Origin of the sequence: Desulforhopalus singaporensis, assembly GCF_900104445.1 — a bacterium.
Lineage (GTDB): Bacteria > Desulfobacterota > Desulfobulbia > Desulfobulbales > Desulfocapsaceae > Desulforhopalus_A > Desulforhopalus_A singaporensis.
This window is the reverse complement of the sequence record NZ_FNJI01000032.1, coordinates 1-19,043: the sequence shown is the minus strand read 5'-3', so window position 1 is coordinate 19,043 and position 19,043 is coordinate 1. Positions and strand designations below refer to the sequence as shown.

19 protein-coding genes are annotated in these 19,043 nt (G+C 50.0%); 14 read left to right on the top strand and 5 right to left on the bottom strand.

What is annotated here, in order from left to right:
* The first annotated feature begins 89 nt into the window (after window positions 1-89).
* The 3 genes from BLQ17_RS17670 (at window position 90) to BLQ17_RS17660 (ending at window position 2,786) form a co-directional block, all read left to right on the top strand.
* Window positions 90-1,100 (top strand): serine/threonine protein kinase, encoded by a 1,011-nt coding sequence (locus BLQ17_RS17670; RefSeq protein ID WP_092225273.1) that lies wholly within the window; start codon window positions 90-92, stop codon window positions 1,098-1,100.
* A gap of 105 nt (window positions 1,101-1,205) precedes the next feature.
* Window positions 1,206-1,589 carry a response regulator gene (locus tag BLQ17_RS17665; RefSeq protein ID WP_092225271.1) on the top strand — a complete coding sequence of 128 codons (384 nt, stop codon included), beginning with the start codon at window positions 1,206-1,208 and terminating at the stop codon, window positions 1,587-1,589.
* A 48-nt stretch (window positions 1,590-1,637) separates the two neighbouring features.
* Window positions 1,638-2,786, top strand: a complete 1,149-nt coding sequence (locus BLQ17_RS17660) for an MFS transporter (protein ID WP_176761295.1) — start codon at window positions 1,638-1,640, stop codon at window positions 2,784-2,786.
* Here BLQ17_RS17660 and BLQ17_RS17655 read toward each other — a convergent pair.
* Window positions 2,778-4,169, bottom strand: coding sequence for an MATE family efflux transporter (locus BLQ17_RS17655; protein ID WP_092225268.1), 1,392 nt, complete (start codon window positions 4,167-4,169; stop codon window positions 2,778-2,780). The two genes, BLQ17_RS17660 and BLQ17_RS17655, sit on opposite strands and share 9 nt — an antisense overlap.
* Window positions 4,170-4,293: 124 nt before the next feature.
* On the opposite strand from BLQ17_RS17655, the gene BLQ17_RS17650 reads away from it, so the two are divergent.
* From BLQ17_RS17650 to BLQ17_RS17620, 7 genes are all read left to right on the top strand, one after another.
* Complete coding sequence (locus tag BLQ17_RS17650) at window positions 4,294-5,211, top strand: nitroreductase family protein (protein WP_092225266.1); 918 nt, start codon at window positions 4,294-4,296, stop codon at window positions 5,209-5,211.
* 70 nt (window positions 5,212-5,281) lie between these two features.
* Entirely contained in the window at window positions 5,282-5,683 is a 402-nt protein-coding gene (locus BLQ17_RS17645) for a RapZ C-terminal domain-containing protein (RefSeq protein WP_092225264.1), read from the top strand.
* Window positions 5,684-6,002: 319 nt separating this feature from the next.
* Complete coding sequence (locus BLQ17_RS17640) at window positions 6,003-6,470, top strand: periplasmic heavy metal sensor (protein WP_092225262.1); 468 nt, start codon at window positions 6,003-6,005, stop codon at window positions 6,468-6,470.
* 386 nt (window positions 6,471-6,856) lie between these two features.
* Window positions 6,857-7,630: a hydroxyacylglutathione hydrolase gene (gene gloB / locus BLQ17_RS17635; protein WP_092225260.1), complete on the top strand. Its 774-nt coding sequence runs from the start codon at window positions 6,857-6,859 to the stop codon at window positions 7,628-7,630.
* A gap of 144 nt (window positions 7,631-7,774) precedes the next feature.
* Entirely contained in the window at window positions 7,775-8,737 is a 963-nt protein-coding gene (locus BLQ17_RS17630; RefSeq protein WP_092225258.1) for an ABC transporter substrate-binding protein, read from the top strand.
* Window positions 8,738-8,752: 15 nt separating this feature from the next.
* Entirely contained in the window at window positions 8,753-9,640 is an 888-nt protein-coding gene (locus tag BLQ17_RS17625) for an ABC transporter permease (protein ID WP_092225256.1), read from the top strand.
* On the top strand, window positions 9,637-10,431 hold the full coding sequence (locus BLQ17_RS17620; protein WP_092225254.1) for an ABC transporter ATP-binding protein: 795 nt from the start codon (window positions 9,637-9,639) through the stop codon (window positions 10,429-10,431). The genes BLQ17_RS17625 and BLQ17_RS17620 overlap by 4 nt, the downstream gene beginning before the upstream one ends.
* A gap of 18 nt (window positions 10,432-10,449) precedes the next feature.
* Here the strand turns inward: BLQ17_RS17620 and BLQ17_RS17615 are convergent, their stop codons facing one another.
* The 4 genes from BLQ17_RS17615 to BLQ17_RS17600 all read right to left on the bottom strand — a co-directional run bounded on the left by BLQ17_RS17615 (window position 10,450) and on the right by BLQ17_RS17600 (window position 13,303).
* Complete coding sequence (locus tag BLQ17_RS17615; protein WP_092225252.1) at window positions 10,450-11,331, bottom strand: universal stress protein; 882 nt, start codon at window positions 11,329-11,331, stop codon at window positions 10,450-10,452.
* A 207-nt stretch (window positions 11,332-11,538) separates the two neighbouring features.
* Window positions 11,539-12,012 carry an alpha/beta hydrolase gene (locus BLQ17_RS17610; protein ID WP_092225250.1) on the bottom strand — a complete coding sequence of 158 codons (474 nt, stop codon included), beginning with the start codon at window positions 12,010-12,012 and terminating at the stop codon, window positions 11,539-11,541.
* 33 nt (window positions 12,013-12,045) lie between these two features.
* Window positions 12,046-12,600 (bottom strand): YkgJ family cysteine cluster protein, encoded by a 555-nt coding sequence (locus tag BLQ17_RS17605; protein WP_092225248.1) that lies wholly within the window; start codon window positions 12,598-12,600, stop codon window positions 12,046-12,048.
* 244 nt (window positions 12,601-12,844) lie between these two features.
* Window positions 12,845-13,303 (bottom strand): Hsp20/alpha crystallin family protein, encoded by a 459-nt coding sequence (locus BLQ17_RS17600; protein WP_092225246.1) that lies wholly within the window; start codon window positions 13,301-13,303, stop codon window positions 12,845-12,847.
* A 188-nt stretch (window positions 13,304-13,491) separates the two neighbouring features.
* On the opposite strand from BLQ17_RS17600, the gene BLQ17_RS17595 reads away from it, so the two are divergent.
* The 4 genes from BLQ17_RS17595 to BLQ17_RS17575 all read left to right on the top strand — a co-directional run.
* Window positions 13,492-14,076, top strand: a complete 585-nt coding sequence (locus tag BLQ17_RS17595) for a hypothetical protein (RefSeq protein ID WP_092225244.1) — start codon at window positions 13,492-13,494, stop codon at window positions 14,074-14,076.
* 112 nt (window positions 14,077-14,188) lie between these two features.
* Window positions 14,189-15,205, top strand: a complete 1,017-nt coding sequence (locus BLQ17_RS17590) for an Asp23/Gls24 family envelope stress response protein (protein WP_143005539.1) — start codon at window positions 14,189-14,191, stop codon at window positions 15,203-15,205.
* 135 nt (window positions 15,206-15,340) lie between these two features.
* A complete protein-coding gene (locus BLQ17_RS22325) occupies window positions 15,341-15,688 on the top strand; it encodes a hypothetical protein (protein ID WP_143005538.1) in 348 nt (115 codons plus the stop codon).
* 1,038 nt (window positions 15,689-16,726) lie between these two features.
* Window positions 16,727-19,043: Ig-like domain-containing protein (locus tag BLQ17_RS17575; RefSeq protein WP_143005537.1), on the top strand; the 2,317-nt coding region annotated here is incomplete at its 3' end.

Here is a 19,043-nt window from a genome sequence, read left to right as displayed (position 1 = left end):
CGGACAAAAAAAACAACCTCTTTGTGCGGTTGGATAGTTGGCCGGCTCCATGGTGGATAAACATTATATTTATATAACTTCCAGGGATAATGATGGATATCAGCAGTAAAACCGGGCAGGGCGATTTCCTGCCGCTTGGACCTGACACGGTGCTCAACCTTGTCGAAAAGGCAACAGGGACACGCTACACGAATCTTTTTCGCCCCATGAACAGTTACATAAACAGGGTCTTCGAACTTGAGAACGAAGCGGGCGAAAAAATTATCGCCAAGTTTTATCGTCCCGGTCGCTGGTCCGAGCAGGCCATACTCGATGAACATCGGTTCCTGGTGCAGCTGGCAGAGAGGGAACTGCCGGTCATTGCTCCCCTGGCGCTGAAAAACGGTAGGACTCTTGGTGTTGACGGTCGTTTTTGTTTTTGTATTTTTCCGAAGTGCGGCGGACGCAGCGTCGATGAGTTCACCGATGAACAGTGGCTCGAACTTGGCCGGCTGATCGGCCGCATGCACTGTGTGGGGGAAATCGATTTCGCGCACCATAGACCGGTGATGAGTCCTGATCAGATCACCTCGCAGCAGCTTGAATTTCTCATGAAAACCAGATGCGTGCCGAAAGATTTGAAACCGGTGCTGGAGCGGGCGATACGGGCTATCATCGGTGATATAAAAGATCTTTTTAAAAACGAGAAGCTTATCCGGATCCACGGCGATTGCCATTTTGCAAACCTCATACAGCGGCCGGGGGAGTCCCTTGTTGTCATAGACTTCGATGACATGGCTGTGGGGCCCCCGGTACAGGATGTCTGGATGCTGCTCCCGGGCGGGCTTGAAGATGCTTTTGTTGAACTCGATCTTTTCTTGGAAGGATACGAAACCTTTCGGGGTTTTGACCGGAAAAGTCTCAGGTTGGTAGAACCCCTCAGGGCAATGCGTTTTATCCATTATATGGCATGGTGCGCCTATCAAGTTGAAGAAGACGGGCTGACCAGGGCCATTGATGGATTCGGTTCCCATGCGTACTGGCAAAAGGAGATAGAAGATCTTTTTGATCAGAGAGAGAGGATAGCATCCGGTACCTTTAGCGGGGGCAACATTCTCTGATACTTGACTGTTTGTACAAGGTGTAGCATACTGTTGTGGATTTTCACCAAAAACAGGAGACACCACTGCAGCGTCGTGCAGTGCGTGGGGCAGAGGAGAGAGTTCGTGGAACAGCAAAAACCAAAGATCCTTATCATGGATGATGAGGAGATGGTCGGCGAGATTACGTGCCAGATGCTTGGCTTTCTCGGTTTCGAGGGGGTGCATGTCTACGATGGCCTGGAGGCGATACGGGAGTATGCGCTGCACAGAGAACGCGGCACTCCTTTTGCCGCGGTTATCATGGATCTTTCGGTGCCTTGCGGGATGGGTGGCCGGGAAGCCGTCGGTAAAATTATTGCCATGGATGACAGCGCCCTGGTGTTTGTCTCCAGCGGGTATTCCAATGATCCCGCCATGGTGAATTATCGTGAATACGGTTTCTCCGGGGTGATCGGCAAACCGTTTAACCTTGAAACACTTAAAGATCTGCTCCAGGTCTGTGCATAAAAACGATGAATCCGGGAACAGCGATTCCGTCTATCTGGTGAGCGCCGGGTGAAATCCATCTATTTTGCCACTGTAGTAACATTTTGTTCACTCTATGCGGCGCAGCCGATTCAGCCACTGTTCCAGGAACAGTTCCAGCTCAGCAGCCTTCAGGCTCTTCTCTTCACCACATTGATGATGGCTCCGCTCAGTGTCGCCCCGCTGCTGTACGGCTTTATTCTCGAAGCGGCTTCGGCAAGGGCTATGGTCAGGTGGGCTCTTGGCCTGCTTGGTGTCCTTGAGCTGATCTTTTCCCTGGTGAATAATTATCTCGCCCTGCTCACCATCCGCGGCGCACAGGGACTTATCATCCCGGCCATTCTGACCTCGATAGTCAGTTACATCAGCTACACCAGCGAAAAAGAACAGGTGCAGCAGAATGTCGCCTACTATATAGGCGCTACCATCCTTGGGGGATTTCTCGGACGTTTCCTGAGCGGGATTTTCACAGACCTGTTTGGCTGGCGTTTCTTTTTCTTTGTGCTCGGTCTGCTGCTGCTGTGCAACAGTTACCTGCTGAAGTCGATGGTGCACGACGCCAAGATGAATTACGCTAGGCCAAAGCTGCGCGAGATTGCCCTTATCCTCAGGAAAAGATCGTTCTTTTTCCTTTATGGATGCATCTTCTGCCTGTTCTTCGTTTTTGCGGCGATGATGAATTTTCTGCCCTTCGAGTTGAAAAAACTCGTTCCTGGAGCCGGGCAGTCCGGTGTGGGATTTCTGTACATCGGGTACAGTATGGGGTTATTGGTCTCGATAAATGCCAAGCGCATCGTGTCGCGTCTTGGCAACGTTGTGAACGCGGTTACCACCGGGATTGTTATTTTCGGTACCGGCTGTCTGTTCTTTCTGGTGGAAAACTATCTGGTGATGTTTGGTTCAATGTTTGTCTTCTGTGTGGGGCTGTTCATCGCCCATTCGCTGCTTTCTGGGCTCCTCAACAGGATGGCGACGGAAAACAAGGCAATCGCGAACGGACTCTATATTTCGTTCTACTATACCGGCGGCACCCTCGGATCAATTCTGCCCGGATTACTCTTTGCGGAGTATGGATGGCGGGGGTTTGTCATGTTCTTGTTCTGCATGATTGCAGTCGCCATGCTCCTCCTGCGTCTGATGGCGGGTGAAGCCGTAAAATCCGGTTCACGTCTATTTTGAGTGATCGATGACGAGCATTTTTTTCCACCGGCCCGATTGGTATCTGAGAGCGGACGCAGTGAAAAGCGATGCTACAAAGACCAGTACCCAGCACCAGGCGGCGGTGATGGAAATGTGGTAAAACTCCACTCCTAAGTACACCGGTAGAATGAGCAGCAGGGGAGATAGGCAGCAACCGGCAATCATCATGAACCTGGTGTCGCCGGCCCCGCGGAGCGCGCCGCTGAAAATCATGTAGAGGGCGTCGAAGAAAAGGTAAGCGGCGACAATTTTCAATAACACCCTGGCATGATAGAGGACTTCACCTTCCGCTCCGGTCCCGTGGTAATTTTGCAGGAAAGGCGCGAGGATGAGATCGGGTGTGAAAAGAAAGAACAGATCGACCAGGAGAATATAAAAAAGCAGCAGTTGGGAGCTTCCCCTTACGCAGGCTGAGGCCTGGGCCGGTGAATTACTGCCGAGCGCCTGTCCAACCAGAACGCTGACTCCCTGGGATGCCCCCATCGAAGGCATGAACGCCAGTGAATTGATCGACAGTACGATATTGGTCGCTGCAAGCTCGGCTTTGCCTATTCTGCCGACAAGAAGTATAAAAAAGGTGAACGCGAGGATATCCATGGTGAACTGCACCGAGCCCGGAACGCCGAACCTCAGGAGCCTTGCGGTAAGTTTCGGCCTGAAATAAAAATTACTCAATACTCCGAACTGCTGATTGTTCTTGCGGGTAAAGAGCAGGAGCAAAAGCAGTATCACGTTTACCGCCCAGGCACCAACCGTGGCAAGCGCGGCTCCCTTGATGCCCATTTCGGCCATTCCCCACTTACCGAAGATCAACGCGTAATCCAGTGGGATGTTTATAATCACCCCGATAAAGGTGATGATCATAACCGGCCTGGTGATTCCCCTGCCGGAAAAAAAGGTCGCCAGGGTAACCATTGAGAGATGGAGCACCGAGCCATAACTTAACACAGTGAAATAGATTTTTTCCAGTTCCTGCACTTCCGGGGGGTGCCCCGCGAGGGAAAAGATTTGATCGGTTGCCAGGAGCGCGACGAGCGCAATGAAAATTCCTGAAAAGATGGAAAAATAGATCCCCTGCCAAAGAATCGAACCGATCTTGCGATGTTCACCGCTGCCTGTATATTGAGCGATAAATACTCCTACATAACCGCCAATTCCGCCGAAAAAAGCAAGAAACAGGTAGGAGGTGATGCCGGCGGGCAGTGCCGCCGAAATTGCATCGATGGAATAATTTGCCAGAAAAATCCGGTCGGTGAACTCCATGATGGTGGTGGCGGACAGGCTCAGCACCAGAGGCAGACAAACCCGCAACACCTCACGGTAGCGGTTCTTTGTTATAAGTTTTTGCAGATAGAAGAGCATCTGGGTATATTCACTTCGGAAATAACGAGTCGCCCAACTCAGGATAAAAACTCTCTTACTACACCTTTTTGTCCGTAATGTGTAGTAAAAAAAATAGATTACGGTATCCGGGTGAAAAATAGAAATGACAATGACCAAGGAGCGGATAGTGGTAGACCAGAAGGCTTGCACCCGGTGCAGGGAGTGTATCCGGGTCTGCCCCCACAATTCGTTGAGCCTGGTGGAAAACAGGATATGTTTTGATGACAGTGCATGTTTTTCCTGCGGCCACTGTCGTGCGGTATGTCCGGCAGACGCAATCGGGATAGGGGCTGTTCCTGAAGCGTTAGAGCTTGTCAGTGTGGCGGATGCAGCGGGGAGCTGGTGGCAGGGGGAAATGGCGATCCAGGAGCTGGTCGCACTCATGCGAATGAGGCGATCCTGCAGGAATTACCTGGACCGGGATGTGCCGGATGCGGTATTGACAGACCTGGTGAAGATCGGTACCACTGCGCCTTCGGGTACCAACAGTCAGGGGTGGGGATTTATCATTACATCCGGTCGCAAGGAAGTTGAGTTTCTTGGTGCGCTGGTTGGTGAGTTTTACCGTCGACTCAACAAAAAAGCGAAAAATCCGCTACTGTATCTCGCGGCGAAGATTTTTGCCGGCGACGCCTTGGGACGATATCGGCGCAACTACTGTCAGCAGGTCAGCGAGGCGCTCACGGCCTGGGAGACTCACAGGGAGGACCGGCTTTTCCACGGCGCCCCAGCCGTTCTTCTGATAACAGGGAAAAACAGTGCAAGCTGCCCCGGCGAAGATGCGCTGCTGGCTACACAGAATATATTGCTCGCCGCGCATGGCATGGGGCTTGGCAGTTGTTTGATAGGGTTTGCCGTGGAGGCGATACGCAGGGATCGCGGATTACAAAGGGCGCTTGGTATGGTGGACGACGAAAAACTGTACGCTGCCATTGCCCTGGGGTATCCGGCGGTGAAGTTTCTGCGACCTGCAAACAGACGTCGTGTTTTACCACGAAGAACCAGATTCTTCAGGAAATAGTGCAATGAGTGAGGGAGTGCACCGCCAATAGCGTCGCTCCCATATCCGGTAAAATAACAGGAAGCGTATCATGACAAAAAAGCAGAGGCTGCGGGTTGTACTTTTTTCGTTTGGCTATAAATACGGTTCGCCGACCGGTCTGCAGCTGTTGCTGGACGTCCGGTTTCTGCCAAACCCCTACTGGGTAAAAGAATTACGTCCCGGAAGCGGTCTTGATCGGAATGTCGCGGATTATGTCCTTGAAAGTGAGGCCGGAAAAGAATTACAGGAGCAGCTCCGGTCCCTGGTGGAATTACTGGCCAGACAGAATATCGCCGCGCAGAAAAAAGTGATGCGTTTGGCGGTTGGCTGCACGGGCGGTCGGCATCGTTCGGTGGCGCTTACTGTCTGGCTGGCAGATGTGCTCAGACAGATGGATGTCGATCTCGAGGTATTTCACCGGGACATTGAAAAAGACAACGATCACTTGTAATCCACTTTTGAGCGTGGTCTTCTCCCAGACGCATTTCCCCCCTGATAGGCTGCTTCGGTCAAGGTGGGAAAATTCTTCCTGCTTGCATCCTGTGACTGGGTAAAATTTACCAAGTTGCACGCCTGAGATGTTTTTGAAAAAAAAAGGTAGACCTATAAAAGAACCTAAAAACAGCATCTTCAGTGTTTTTGTTTTGAGGTGGCACACCCCTTGCTTTGTCTAAGGTGAAAGGACAACGCTGTCACAGGGGGGCCGGGACGCCGGCAACCTTTAATGAACACGGATTGTTATCGAAAAACAAAAACAATGGAGATTGAATATGAAAAAGAAAATTGTAGCTCTAGCGATAGTCGGAACTCTTTCACTTGCAACGGTAGCCACCGCTAACTGGCAGGGAGCCGGATACGGCGGATATCCGAATTGTCCGCAGGCACAGGGGATGTATCAGCAGATGGATCCGGCGACAAGGGATAAGGTTGAAAAGTTTTTTGCCGACAACCAGGCATTGCATAAAGAGATGGTTATGAAGCGTGCGGAAAAAAGGTCGCTGATGAGGAGTGCCAATCCCGACCCCAAGGCGGTTGCCGCAATAACAGGAGCCATCTATGACCTGCATACCACCCTTTATGAGCGGGCAAAGGCCGCCGGCGTCGAGCAGTATATCGGCAGGGGAATGATGTCCATGGGACAAGGTCCTTGTGGAAAATGGGGTGGCCCAGGCCCCCATCACAAGGGACAGGGAATGCGCGGTATGGGTAATATGAACGGCGGCTGTTACAACTGGTAAACCAAAAGTTACTCCTCCCCCCGGCCCCGGCTGCGGATACTTTTTCATTGTATCGGTAAAAGTATGCGCTTCCGGGGTTTTTTTTATGGCTCAACTACTTGCTGTCCTCGGAAAAGAACTAATTTTATCGTGATATCAGGAGGCTGTCATTATACGGCTGCTTTGCGGCATGACACCATTTGACAAGAGCCGGAGAGCAGGGAAGTGTGCTGGCACCTGGGAACCTGTTGTCCAGGGTGCTGCATCGCTGCTGATATTGCACTTTGGGAAAATATTGCTTGTAAGAACTCCTCTCAGTTTCTACTGTTTCTGGTATAGTGTTGGGTTTTAAAAAAGATGAAACTACGGTTACAGAGGATATCCGCTCTTGAGCAAGGAGGCATGCCATGAAGGTAATACCGGTACCCTGTCATTTTGATAATTATGCCTATGTGCTGGTATGCGAACAGACCGGCGAGGCAGCAGTGATTGACCCTGCGGAGTACTATCCGGTTCGCAAGGTCCTTGAAAACCTTGAAGTGACCCCGACTGCTGTTTTTTGCACTCATCACCATGCCGATCATATAGGAGGTCTGGAAGAGTTCTGTGTTGAAAATCAAGCGATTAAGGTGTACGGGTATGGCGGGAGAGAACCGAGAATCAAGGAGGTGAACCATACTGTGGGTGATAACAACGAGGTTGTGGTGGGCAACTGCCGGGGCCGTGTGTTTTACACCCCGGGGCACACAAGTGATTCTGTCTGCCTGCATATCGGGAACACTCTTTTTACCGGAGATACTCTTTTCGGCGCCGGTTGCGGACGGTTGTTCGAAGGCAGTCCCTCCCAGATGTATAGTTCCCTTGTCCGGTTGACGGAGAATGTTCCGGCTGATACCGAAATTTATTTCGGACATGAATACACCCTGCAAAATCTCAGATTCGCTCAGTTCGTTGAACCGGAAAATGAGCAAGTAGCACGACGCGCTGAGTTGACTAGGGCAAGAAGGGATGACAATCAGCCGACGTGTCCGGCAACACTTGCGGTCGAATTTGCCACCAATCCGTTTCTCCGGTGCCGGCTTGTCGATGCGGTCGAACAGGTGGCGAAGAACCTTTTCCTCGAAAATCGTGATCCGGTTGCGGTTTTTACTGCACTGCGCAAACTCAAGGACAGCTTCTGAAGCTGGTGGCTGGCCGTTATTCCCGTGACCGGTCCTAAAAACCGTCGTTGACCTGAGAACGATAATCGGCTAGAAGTCGAGTGGGTTTATTTGTTCATGTGACGCGAGGACAGAAGAAAGACATACAGATCAAGGAGCTTTTGCATGAAAAAACTATCTTTGTCATTGGTGGCGGCCTTTTTTTTCCTGATGCAGGCCATTGCCGGTTATTCGGCGACCATATCGGTCAGTCAGTTTGTCGAACACCCGGCTCTTGACGCGGTGTTGAAAGGATTCCAGGATTACCTCAGGGACAAGGGAGTAGAGGTGACCTATAAAGTGCATAACGCCCAAGCCAATATGGGAACCGCGACGCAGATTGCCCAGCAGATGGTGGGCGAAAAAGCTGATATTATGATGGCGATTGCGACCCCATCAGCGCAGACCTGTGCCCAGGCACTGAGCAAAGCCCCAGAGGATCTGAAGCGTCCGCTTCTGTTTACTGCGGTAACCGACCCGGTTGCGGCAGGTTTAGTCAAGGATCTTAATAAGCCCGGTGGCGGTATCACCGGCGTCTCCGATCTGCTGCCGGTGGAGGAACATATCAAGATGGTGCTCTCATACAGTGACAGGATCAAGACGCTGGGGCTGCTTTACAACGCAGGGGAGGCAAACTCAAAAGCCATTATCGGTGAGATCAACCAACTGCGCGACAAACTCGGTTTCCAGACGGTGGAGGCCACCGCTGCCAAAACTGCGGATGTCTACCAGGCCGCAAAGAGCCTCGTCGGCCGGGCGGACGCGGTTTTCATTCCCACCGACAACACCATCATCTCCGCCCTGGAATCGGTGCTCAAGGTCGGCGTTCAGAATAAGCTGCCGATTTTCGCCGCAGATGTCGACTCGGTCAAGCGCGGAGCCGTTGCCGCAATGGGATTTGATTACTACAAACATGGCTACCAGACAGGTGCCGTGGCGGAGAAAATCTTAAACGGGACCAGGCCTGAGGATATTCCTGTTCAGTTTCAGGAAGAGTTGCAGCTGCATATAAACGTACCGTTTTCAAAACAGATGGGATTGACTCCGCCGCAGGCCCTGCTGAACAAGGCTACGAAGATCTACCAATAAAGGTGTCAGACGGATATGACTTTATATGCAGCGCTTGGCGCCGTAGAGCAGGGACTTGTCTACGGCATTATGGTTATTGGGGTGTACCTCACTTTTCGCATTCTCGATTTTCCGGATTTGACCGTCGACGGCAGCCTGCCGCTCGGCGCATCGATCTCGGCTGTTGCCATTACCAGCGGGGTAAACCCCTACCTGTCGCTGCTGCTTGCTTTGGCCGGCGGTTTTGTGGCGGGCATGGTGACGGCTTTGTTGAACACCAAGTTCAAAATTCTCCACCTGCTGGCCTCTATCCTGACCATGATCGCGCTCTATTCGATCAATATCCGAATCATGTCCGGACCCAATATTGCACTTTTGGGCGTCGATACTGTCTTTGATTCGGTTATCAGGCTGGGAGTTCCGAGCCATCTGGCCGGCCTCATAGTTTTTGGCCTGTTTGCTTTGCTGGTACTGCTCTGTACCATCTGGTTCCTGTCGACCGAAATCGGTCAGGCGATCCTTGCAACCGGTGATAATCCACAAATGATCCGTTCCCTTGGAGTGAACACCCACACCATCATCATCCTCGGTGTGGGGCTTTCCAACGGACTCGTGGCCCTGAGCGGCGCCCTGGTCGCACAGAACCAGGGTGCCGCCGATGTGGGCATGGGAATAGGCACAATTGTTGCCGGGCTGGCTTCGGTTATCATAGGTGAAACTGTTTTCGGCTGTACAACCATGGCCCGGGCGTTTATTGCGGCACTGCTTGGCTCCATCGTATATCGACTGGCAATAGCGTTGGCCCTTGGGCTGGAATTTGGCGATTTTCGATTTAATCCCAGCGACTTGAACCTGATAACGGCGATTCTGGTCATCGGGGCGCTCATTGCTCCAAACCTCAAAAAGAGGCTGATCCAACGGTGATAAGCTTAACGGATATAATAAAATATTTTCACAAGGGGAGTGTGAACGAGGTCTTCGCGCTGAACTCCATCAACCTGGAGATATCCGAAGGGGACTTCGTTTCGGTAATCGGCTCAAACGGTGCTGGAAAATCAACGCTTCTCAACTGTATCGCCGGTGTATTTTTCCCAGATTCGGGCTCAATACGCATAGGTGGTACCGATGTTACCGGCTGGCCCGAATATAAACGCGCACGTCTTATTTCCCGGGTCTTTCAGGACCCGCTCCTGGGTACCTGTCCCTCGGCGACCATTGAGCAGAATATGGCTCTTGCCCGTTTAAGAGGGAAAAAAAGAGGGTTAGGAAGGGGCGTGAAAAAAAGCGATCGAGATTATTTTAGGGAGCAGCTGCAAAAACTGGGGCTGGGACTTGAGGACCGGCTGCTCGACAAGGTCGGGTTGTTGTCCGGCGGCCAGCGCCAGGCACTCACCATGCTGATGGCGACGATGATCAGGCCGGAAGTGCTGCTTCTTGATGAACATATAGCGGCGCTTGATCCGAAAACCGCCAACCAGATACTCAACCTTACCCAGGAAATAGTTTCTTCCATCAAAGTGACCACCCTGATGATCACCCACAATATGAAGCATGCCATCAGTTTCGGTAACAGGCTGATTATGCTGCACCAGGGCAGGATACTCCTTGATCTGCGGGGAAAAGAGAAGGAAGGACTTACCGTCAAGGATCTGCTGACCCAGTTCTATCAGGCGCAGGGGGAGGAGCTGGCCATGGACTCGCTGCTGCTCAGCTGATATCGGAATCCACCCGGGTCAGGGGCAGCACCAGAGGGAGGTCTTTTCTATTCTTGCGACCAGCTTTGCGGTGGTTCCTCCCGAAAGATTATATTCTTTGAGTTTATTGCGCTCTATGCCGTGCTGGCCAACGGCAACAGCGGCATACTTCTCTTGTTCGGTCAGGGTCAGGATTGCGCCGGGAATCGAGATGCTCCAGTAGCTCCGATGGGATATGCGTTCATCGTTGATGCCGTGTTCGTGCAGGATCCTGTCGGCGCGCTGGAAAAGGGATCGGACGTCGCTGATCGCACTGTTCTCAAGATGCAAAAGGGTAATTCGGTGCTGTTTCTGATGCGACAACATGTAGCCGACATGGTCCACCGCCCGGAAACTGTGTTCGGACCCGTCAATTGCCACCAGGACGTCTCTTCGGTCCACGTCCGGTTCAGGACAGACCCAGAGCGGCGTGGTAAAGCAACTGTCTTTGATCATTGCATGGGGTGTTTCTTCCGCCGGACGTTCAAAAAGCCACTGCAAGGTGTATGACGCCCGCCTGCCAAGCACGATTGCGTCGTAGAGTCCCTTTGATCCTTCTGTGAGAATGTCTTTGACTTTACCGTATTTCTCCTTTACCGCCTTTGTCTTGAGCGATGCAATAGACATCTTTGACTGTCGGATAATCTTTCTTGCTCTGGTTATCGCCCGTTTCCCGCCAGGCGTCAGCGCATTTATGCCGTTACGGTCCGGATCCTGCCACATATCCAGAAGCTCTTTTTCCATTTCCGTGTTATCGATCCGACAGATATGCAGCAGAGTCAGCTGGTGTCGTGAGAGCTTGTCGAAGAAAGAGGAAAGAAACTTGACTCCCGAGAGGTTCTGGCAGTCGTCACTAATTGTAACCAGCAGATGTTTGTCCATAGCTTTATCAACATGACTAAAAGAGAATGTAACTTCCTGATCTGTGTATACTTTAATACAGCAGATTACCGATGACAATAGGATATCCGGTGCATCAGCTATCGGATAATAGGGGAAAAACACAAACTCAATAGTGCAAGGCGTACTGCTGGTGCAACTGTTTCCGGGGGCGTTGAGCCCAAGAGCCCCCGGCCTCAACGACGGGGCTTAGCCGCCTATGAGTTTATCCCAGGCAAGTTTTTCAAAGGTCTTGTGGAGCATGTGATCGTCGTTGACAATTTCTACCGTGAGGTCTGAAAAAGTAGCTTCAGCCAGTTGGATTACCGGATCAACGGGGGTGACGTTATCATTTTTTCCAATGACCACATACGTCGGCACCAGGATTTTCCGTGCGGGGGGAGTGAAGCCGCCAAAATTTAAGGCGGGGGCGAGCAGGATCAGTTTTTTAACCTTTTGCGGACAATTCAGGGCGAAGCACACGGCCATAAGGCCACCGAAGCTTGAGCCGACGAACTGAAGTTCGCGGTATCCTTTTGACATTGATTCAAGTTGCTGCAATCGGTTGTCAAGGTTGCCGGTGAAATCGGGGCACTTGATTTTGGGGTAATTGCTCGCGAAAAATTGTCCTTTGGTACCCTTACCCGACGATTCGAGGCCATGGAGAAAAAAGGTTTTTATCATTGTCGACTCCGGTTGGTTGATGATGCGGCTGGGTCAGGAAGAGGGAAGAAAAAAACTGGTCTTCAGTATTACCCAGGCAATCGGAAAACGGCGGGCACCAAAGGTGGGACCGACCAGCTCTTTTGAATAGGAGGTAAGACTCTGCTGAAGTGGTTCCAGCTTGACCGTGGGGTAGTGAGTACTGCCGGTAAATCCGGAAAGGCCGCAGACATGAGCTTTGCCGTCAATCTCAGTGGGAGTTCCGTAAGTCCGGCAATTTATAGGCCTGACCTCATGGGCGAGACAAAGATTGCTGTCGGAGAGCAGGGGGCATCTGACCCTGGCGGTTGATGGATCACTGTTCTCTGTCATCAATCGTTCGAACTGGCAGGCGGCCTCGTTCGCCCGCTGTCGCTGCTCTGTTATGATTTCTTTATGTTCGACAAGAAATGCGGCAAGGCGGGCGGCCTCGATGAACGATATGTCAAAAAGTGCGTGACAGCAGTCGGCACAGCCTGGCCGGCACTTCACCTCGGTGGGGTACCGGTCGTGTACAGTCTGGACGGTCTGGTCGACGAAGTCATAAAGAGCGGTGAGTTTTGCAAACATAATCGACAAAAGCAGTATATTCCCATTGTGTAAACATTAACAGACAAGCAGGTTACACCAATGAAAATGAGAAAGCCAGGCAAATTCTGTCTCTTGGTGGAGTTGGAAAGGTTGACTGGAACCTGGCTGTCGCAAAGAGGAACATCCCGATTGCCGGACAGGTGTCGGCAGGGAAAAGCAGGAGGTGGCAGTTTACTGCCACCTCCTGTGGTGCTGTGTAGAAAGGGCTCCTGTGGCTGATCTCTTAGTTTATCGCTATTTTTTTGGGGAGCTGTTTCTCCGGTCTGGTGATCGTCAGCCTGAGTATGCCGTTTTTGAAATTGGCTTCGACATTGTCGGTTTCTATCTCAAACGGCAGGTTGAAGCTCCTCTTGAATGTGCCGTAGCGAGTCTCTTTTCTGTAGTAGTTGTTGTCAGTCACCTCTTCATTGCTTTTTCTTTCGGCTGTAAGGGTGATGAGCTTGCTTTTTACATCGACGGAAATATCGTCTTTTTCCACCCCGGGAAGCTCGGCGTCAATGACGATGTGATTATCCTTTTCGTAGATATCCACCTTCAACTCCTTGGAGTTACGCAGAGTATTTTTGTTCTGTGTCCAGAAAGCCGGGGTAAGGAAATCATCGAAAAAATCATCAAAAAGAGTTGATCCGTTATTTAACGGGCTGGTTATCCTGCGGTTGGGGTTATAGCGTACGATGTTCATAACGTTCTCCTGTTACTGTTTGTGGTTTCTTCTGGTAATCTCCAGTTGCTGCTGAAAGTTCTTCGTTTACCTTTGTAGCGAAAATGGTAATAATAAAAATTAAGAAGTCAATATAGGAATATTACTTTTTGTGTGTTGTATGTATAGGTAATAGTGTCTTGGGGTAAGCAGGTCAAAGGAGGTGAAACATGGAGAGACGTAAGGGCTTTGTTCAACTGGAAATTACTGAAAAATCAACAGCCGATCTGCGCGGCAGGCAATCTGTGAGAACGACCTTCAAGCTGTCGGAACGGTCGATAAGTGCCTTGAGTGTGCTGGCAAGTCAGCTGGGCATAAAGCAGAAATCCCTGTTCGATCATCTGATAGAGGACACCCGGGCACTGGCGTTGATAGCAGAGGGGTTTGAGACGTTTGATGAACGGTCTCATCGTGTACCCAAGACCTTTGTCATATCGAGAAAAACCCTGGAAAACCTTGAAAACGTGTCTATGCAGTACGATACTCCAAGGGATGCTCTGGTGGAGTATTCCATTGAGCGGATTCTCCCGTTGATCGAGAAAGAGAAGAAAAAGCATGAAAAGAGAAAGATCCTGTACAAGGAACTGCGGGAATATCTGGACCACGGGCTTGCCATGCTCAACTGGTCCGAACAGGAACTGGGGGAGGAGGACCCGGCTTTCCATGATCTGCTGTCAATGATGAAAGGGGTGACGAACTGTGTTGAAAGAGTTGGCGAACATGTGCGCAAGGGGAGAAAAATAGAAGATTTTTGAATTGAATAGTATACTGATGATACGAACCACCGCTGAATCGACAATTCTGATCTTGACAACTTTTCTGGCAAGTCATTACAATCAGAGCATATAAAAATACTCGACAAAAAATATGGACGAAACGAAAAATAGCACTGACCACCAGTGGGTCTATCTTACCGGTAAAGAGATTTATAATTTTTTTAGCCGGGTAAAGGGGAAGTGGAAGGGGATCACCGTATATGCTCTGGTGGGCAAGAGCGGAACCGGGAAGAGTTTCAGGGCGAAACTGCTTGCGGAAAAACTCGATATTCCTCATATCATCGATGACGGACTGCTGATTCATGGTGACACCATCATTGCGGGGAGATCGGCAAAACAGGAGAAGCTGTATCTTAGCGCCATAAAAACAGCACTTTTCTCTGATCAGCATCATCAGGAGGGGATTGTCCAGGCCCTCAAGGAGCAAAAAGTTAAAAAGGTGCTGTTGCTCGGAACGTCGAGAAAGATGGTTGAGCGGGTCGCCGATCGGCTTGGACTTCCGCCGATAAGTCAGTATATCCGCATCGAAGAGATTGCAAGCAAGAAAGATATTGAGGATGCGATAAAATCCCGCTTTGAAGAGGGCAAGCACGTTATTCCCGTGCCGGCGATCGAAGTCAAGAGGGATTATGCCCAGATTCTCTCGGATTCAATCCGTATCTTCTTTAGTTGGGACAAGCGCAAGGAGGGAGAAAAAAAATCCCGCTTTTTTGAAAAATCCATCGTACAGCCTGATTTTCATGATGAGGGACGATCGGAAGGAAACGTTACCATAACGGAAGCCGCCCTCACCCAGATGATTTTTCACTGCATCGATGAGTATGACGATGAAATTCAGGTAAAAAAAGTGAAAATCAAGGTGCATCCATCGGGGTATTCAATTTCCCTTGATATTATAATCACCTATGGAAAAACATTCAACTCGATCCTGGAAGATCTGAGAAAGTACATCTGCGACACCATCCAAAGGTATACCGGAATTATTATCGAAAATCTGAACATTGCCGTTGATGAGGTTGTACCAAGGGATAAACTGCCGGAGAGAAGTGAAGTCCTGGACGGTAAAAAAGACGGGAAAATTCGATCAATTCCGCTAAAATCCAAATGAACCGACCCCATGCTTGTCGTCGGTAAGTTCTCCGGTGAGATCTTTCTTTTTCATTGTGGTTCCCCTGAAGTGACTCTTGTCAGGAAGTTGTTGCCGCCTGAACCCATATCTGCCTTTTCATGAAACACTGCAAAGGTGATTGTTCATGGTTGTCGGGCTCGCGCTTATGCTTTTCTGGTTGGTTTTTGTGGTGTAACTTTGCAATATTGCGGGGCTATCACCGGTGGTGTGCATGGCAACATACACTCTTTCCATAATTATAAATGGCAGCTTGGATGGCTTGTCGATTACAGGGAGGCGAACATTGAGCTGTCGTGGAATGTTGCCTGCAAACACCCTCTTCATTTTTTTCCGAGCTGCCGCAAAGCCTCTGCCCACCTGGAGTTTTCATTTCTTGACAACGATCGCCTCATTGCTGCTTCCCCTCCCTCGCAAAATCAATATCAATTTCAAGCCGATAAAGCATTACTGATTGAAATTTAAGCAATATTATTGCACGTAGTGGTAAGCGGAAAACATCCCCACGGCATGGTTGACATGGACAAGTAAATGTCGTGCGGAAGTCTTCTTCCACCGTAATTACCCCACGCGAAAGATACCTGGAAGTCCATTATTTGTCTCCTGGCAATATGCAAAAAAAATATTCTTTGTAATCAATATCTTATGTCATATGAAGAACGAAGATTCAAGGCTATAGTCAGATCATGGCTGGTTGTGATGCAGGTTGGCGAAACTGCACTTTGGTAATAGCTGACGATTGTTCATATCACTTATGCCTGACAAATATATATCGACGATTGTCTTTTTAAAAAATATTATATTAAATTTTTTGATTAAATGGATATAGTGTAACATGAAAATGATACGGCCTAACCGTATATTGATCCATGTAATTAGCAATAATATATTTCTTGTTGCTGCTGTATCAGGGTGCAGATTGTCAACCATTTCCATAGATTTGTCTGTCACGTATGTTATCTTTGTAATTTCCGCGCATGTGCGATGATGCCAATAAAAATGGAGTGGTATCAGTTCCTCTGACGGTTTTTGTGTTAGTTATATGCTGTGATTACAATGTGTAACGCAGCATGTGGCCTTGCCCTGTCTGTTGTTATATGTTTCCAATATTGCAACAATGTTGCTTCCTCTTCGGACAAAAGCTCTCATTGAGAGTTCTGTCGGCAGGCTTTTCGATATGTGTAAGCTTGCAAGAAAATTCCAGCTGGTATGATCCTTGAGTTAGCAGTCGAACGTAATTTTAAAAACTAATATAGCAACCTGGTTAATTTCATTTTCTAACAGAAGTAAACATTTGGTAAGGTTTTTGTTGATTGGTTGCCAAATGATCTCAAGAGTAATTATACTGGTTTCGGATTTGACCACACTCAAATAGGTGTCAAAGCAGTTGGTGTACTTTTTTATCGTAAAGAATTGATGTCGTTACGTGGTCAAATGGAGATTTGGCATCCAAACTCTGGAAATTTGCTTTGATGTTTGCTCGTTGATTATTTGGAGAACAAAATGGTTGAACAAAAAATGATTATTGTAACCGGAAAATTTTCGCATAGTAGTAATGAGATGGGCTTTTATAGCGGGAGCGAAAATGCAATTAAGCTGGATGGCGCTTCAGTTGTTCAGTTGCCTCTTAACCGTGAGGATATAAAAAGTGTATCCAGGGATGGTAATGATCTGACTATCGTTGCACAGGACGGTACGGTTTATATTTTACGAGATTTTTTCTTGGAACAGGACGGGGTGCGAAGTGACCTGGTGCTGCAGGATGATCAGGGTAGTTTGTGGTTTGTCGGTATCAATGAGCAGGGAAGCCTTCTGGAAGGATTTTATGAACTAGCCAGTGTAGAACCGTTGCTGGTGCAGGAGGGTGGTGGTGAGTATGCTGCATGGTTGCTGCCTCTACTGCTTTTCGGGGGTGCTGCCGGAGCCGGTTTTGGTGCCGGATATGCGGTTGGCGACGAGTCCACGCCGGAGCCTGAGGTCGTAACTGAGACGGTAACTGAAACCAATACCAATACTGAATATAAATATCTTACCAAGCCGGCGATAGGCGACGTGAGCGACAACGTCGGTCAACGTACTGGCACGATCAAGAACGGCGATACTACTGACGATAACACACCGACTCTTAACGGTAATGGCGAACCGGGATCTGTCGTCGCGATTTATGATAACGGCAAATTACTTGGTACGGCTAAGGTCGGAGACGATGGTACGTGGACTTTCACCCCCAAGGTTGAGCTTCCTGACGGAAACCACTCCCTTACTGTCAAGACGGTCGATCCGGAGGGTAATGTTGTCGACGGGGATTCTTCAATTTCGTTTGTGGTGGATACAAAGCCTGTTGAGCTCTCTGTAACAAAAGCGATTGATGATTTCGGTAAAGTCGTTGGCGATGTCTACAGTGGAAGCGTCACAGATGACAACGCCGTACAACTTGTCGGTAAGGGAACTCCAGGGTCCACCATCACGGTCACGGATGAAAATGGAGTGATTCAGGGAGAGGTAACTGTAGACAAGAATGGCAGCTGGATTCTGCAGTTGCCGGAGCAGGCTGATGGAGACCACACCTATACTGTAACAGCGACCAACCCCGCCGGAAACTCGGTGGATGAAACCTTTGAATTGACGGTTGACCAGACAGCTCCGCCGCCGGCTGAAATCGGCACGGCGATAGATGATGTCGGAGATACGGTAGGAAATGTGGAAAACAATGGTGTCACTGATGATACCAAACCTACGATCAGCGGTGAAGGAGCGGAGCCCGGCTCAACTATCAATGTGTATGATGGAGACGAGCTTATTGCCGAAGGTGTTGTCGTAAATCCGGACGGCAGCTGGAGTTTCACCCCGGACGAAGATCTATCGGAAGGAGATCATTCTTTTTCCACCACTGTCAAGGATGAGGCCGGAAACGAGAGTGACAAGTCTGGCGATTTTACCATTACAATCGATACAACACCCCCTGGTGCAACCACTGGCTGGGACCTGGTGGACAATGCCGGCGAGCAACAGGGAACGATCGAAAACGGTAGTGTAACTGATGATAGGACCCCTACCTATTCCGGGGTCGCAGACGCCGATACGGACAGAGTCGAGATCTGGGATGAGTATAACGGCGTTAAGACCCTGCTGGGTACCGCAAAGGTCGATGAGGACGGAAATTGGAGTTTTGAGCCTGACGCCGAACTCCGTGACGGGGATCATGTTTTTACAAATGTGCCTGTGGATAAGGCAGGAAACAAAGGGGAGGAAAGCGACGGTTGGCAGTTTACCGTAGAAATCGAGCCGATTGTCGTACCTTCCATCGAAACGGTTGCCGATGACTTTGTGCCCAATGTTGGTTACCTGGAAAAAAATGACGTCACCAACGATACCACACTGACTGTAGCAGGTAGGGGTGAGGCGGGTTCCACCATCTACCTGTACAGTAACGGTGAAGAGGTTGGACAGGCAGTTGTCGGCGATAATGGGCGATGGTCTATCACGACCTCCGATCTCGGCGAGGACGGCCTCAAGGACCTGACGGCAAAAGCTGTCAATACCGCGACCGGCCAGTCCAGCGACGAGACCGGCGCCTACCCGGTTTACCTTGACCGTAACGCCCCCGACGCACCGTCTGACGTGATCATAACCGACGATGTGGGTGACGAGAAAGGGCCCATCGACGAGATAAACAATATAACCGACGACGGCAAGCCGACCTTCGAAGGCACCGGAGAGCCCGGATCGACGATCGATGTGATCATCGACGGCGAGTCGGTCGGCACCGTGGTTGTTGGCCCTGAAGGTACATGGGAGCTGACGCCGGATGAAGCGCTCC

Bases quoted from the DNA above. Each gene is read 5' to 3' on its own strand.
- BLQ17_RS17640 (WP_092225262.1), top strand. From the start codon at position 6,003: ATGAAAAAGAAAATTGTAGCTCTAGCGATAGTCGGAACTCTTTCACTT.
- BLQ17_RS17655 (WP_092225268.1), bottom strand. From the start codon at position 4,169: ATGCTCTTCTATCTGCAAAAACTTATAACAAAGAACCGCTACCGTGAG.
- BLQ17_RS17600 (WP_092225246.1), bottom strand. From the start codon at position 13,303: ATGAACATCGTACGCTATAACCCCAACCGCAGGATAACCAGCCCGTTA.
- BLQ17_RS17670 (WP_092225273.1), top strand. From the start codon at position 90: ATGATGGATATCAGCAGTAAAACCGGGCAGGGCGATTTCCTGCCGCTT.
- BLQ17_RS17630 (WP_092225258.1), top strand. From the start codon at position 7,775: ATGAAAAAACTATCTTTGTCATTGGTGGCGGCCTTTTTTTTCCTGATG.
- BLQ17_RS17645 (WP_092225264.1), top strand. From the start codon at position 5,282: ATGACAAAAAAGCAGAGGCTGCGGGTTGTACTTTTTTCGTTTGGCTAT.
- BLQ17_RS17605 (WP_092225248.1), bottom strand. From the start codon at position 12,600: ATGTTTGCAAAACTCACCGCTCTTTATGACTTCGTCGACCAGACCGTC.
- gloB (WP_092225260.1), top strand. From the start codon at position 6,857: ATGAAGGTAATACCGGTACCCTGTCATTTTGATAATTATGCCTATGTG.
- BLQ17_RS17610 (WP_092225250.1), bottom strand. From the start codon at position 12,012: ATGATAAAAACCTTTTTTCTCCATGGCCTCGAATCGTCGGGTAAGGGT.
- BLQ17_RS17595 (WP_092225244.1), top strand. From the start codon at position 13,492: ATGGAGAGACGTAAGGGCTTTGTTCAACTGGAAATTACTGAAAAATCA.
- BLQ17_RS17650 (WP_092225266.1), top strand. From the start codon at position 4,294: ATGACAATGACCAAGGAGCGGATAGTGGTAGACCAGAAGGCTTGCACC.
- BLQ17_RS17590 (WP_143005539.1), top strand. From the start codon at position 14,189: ATGGACGAAACGAAAAATAGCACTGACCACCAGTGGGTCTATCTTACC.
- BLQ17_RS17615 (WP_092225252.1), bottom strand. From the start codon at position 11,331: ATGGACAAACATCTGCTGGTTACAATTAGTGACGACTGCCAGAACCTC.
- BLQ17_RS17625 (WP_092225256.1), top strand. From the start codon at position 8,753: ATGACTTTATATGCAGCGCTTGGCGCCGTAGAGCAGGGACTTGTCTAC.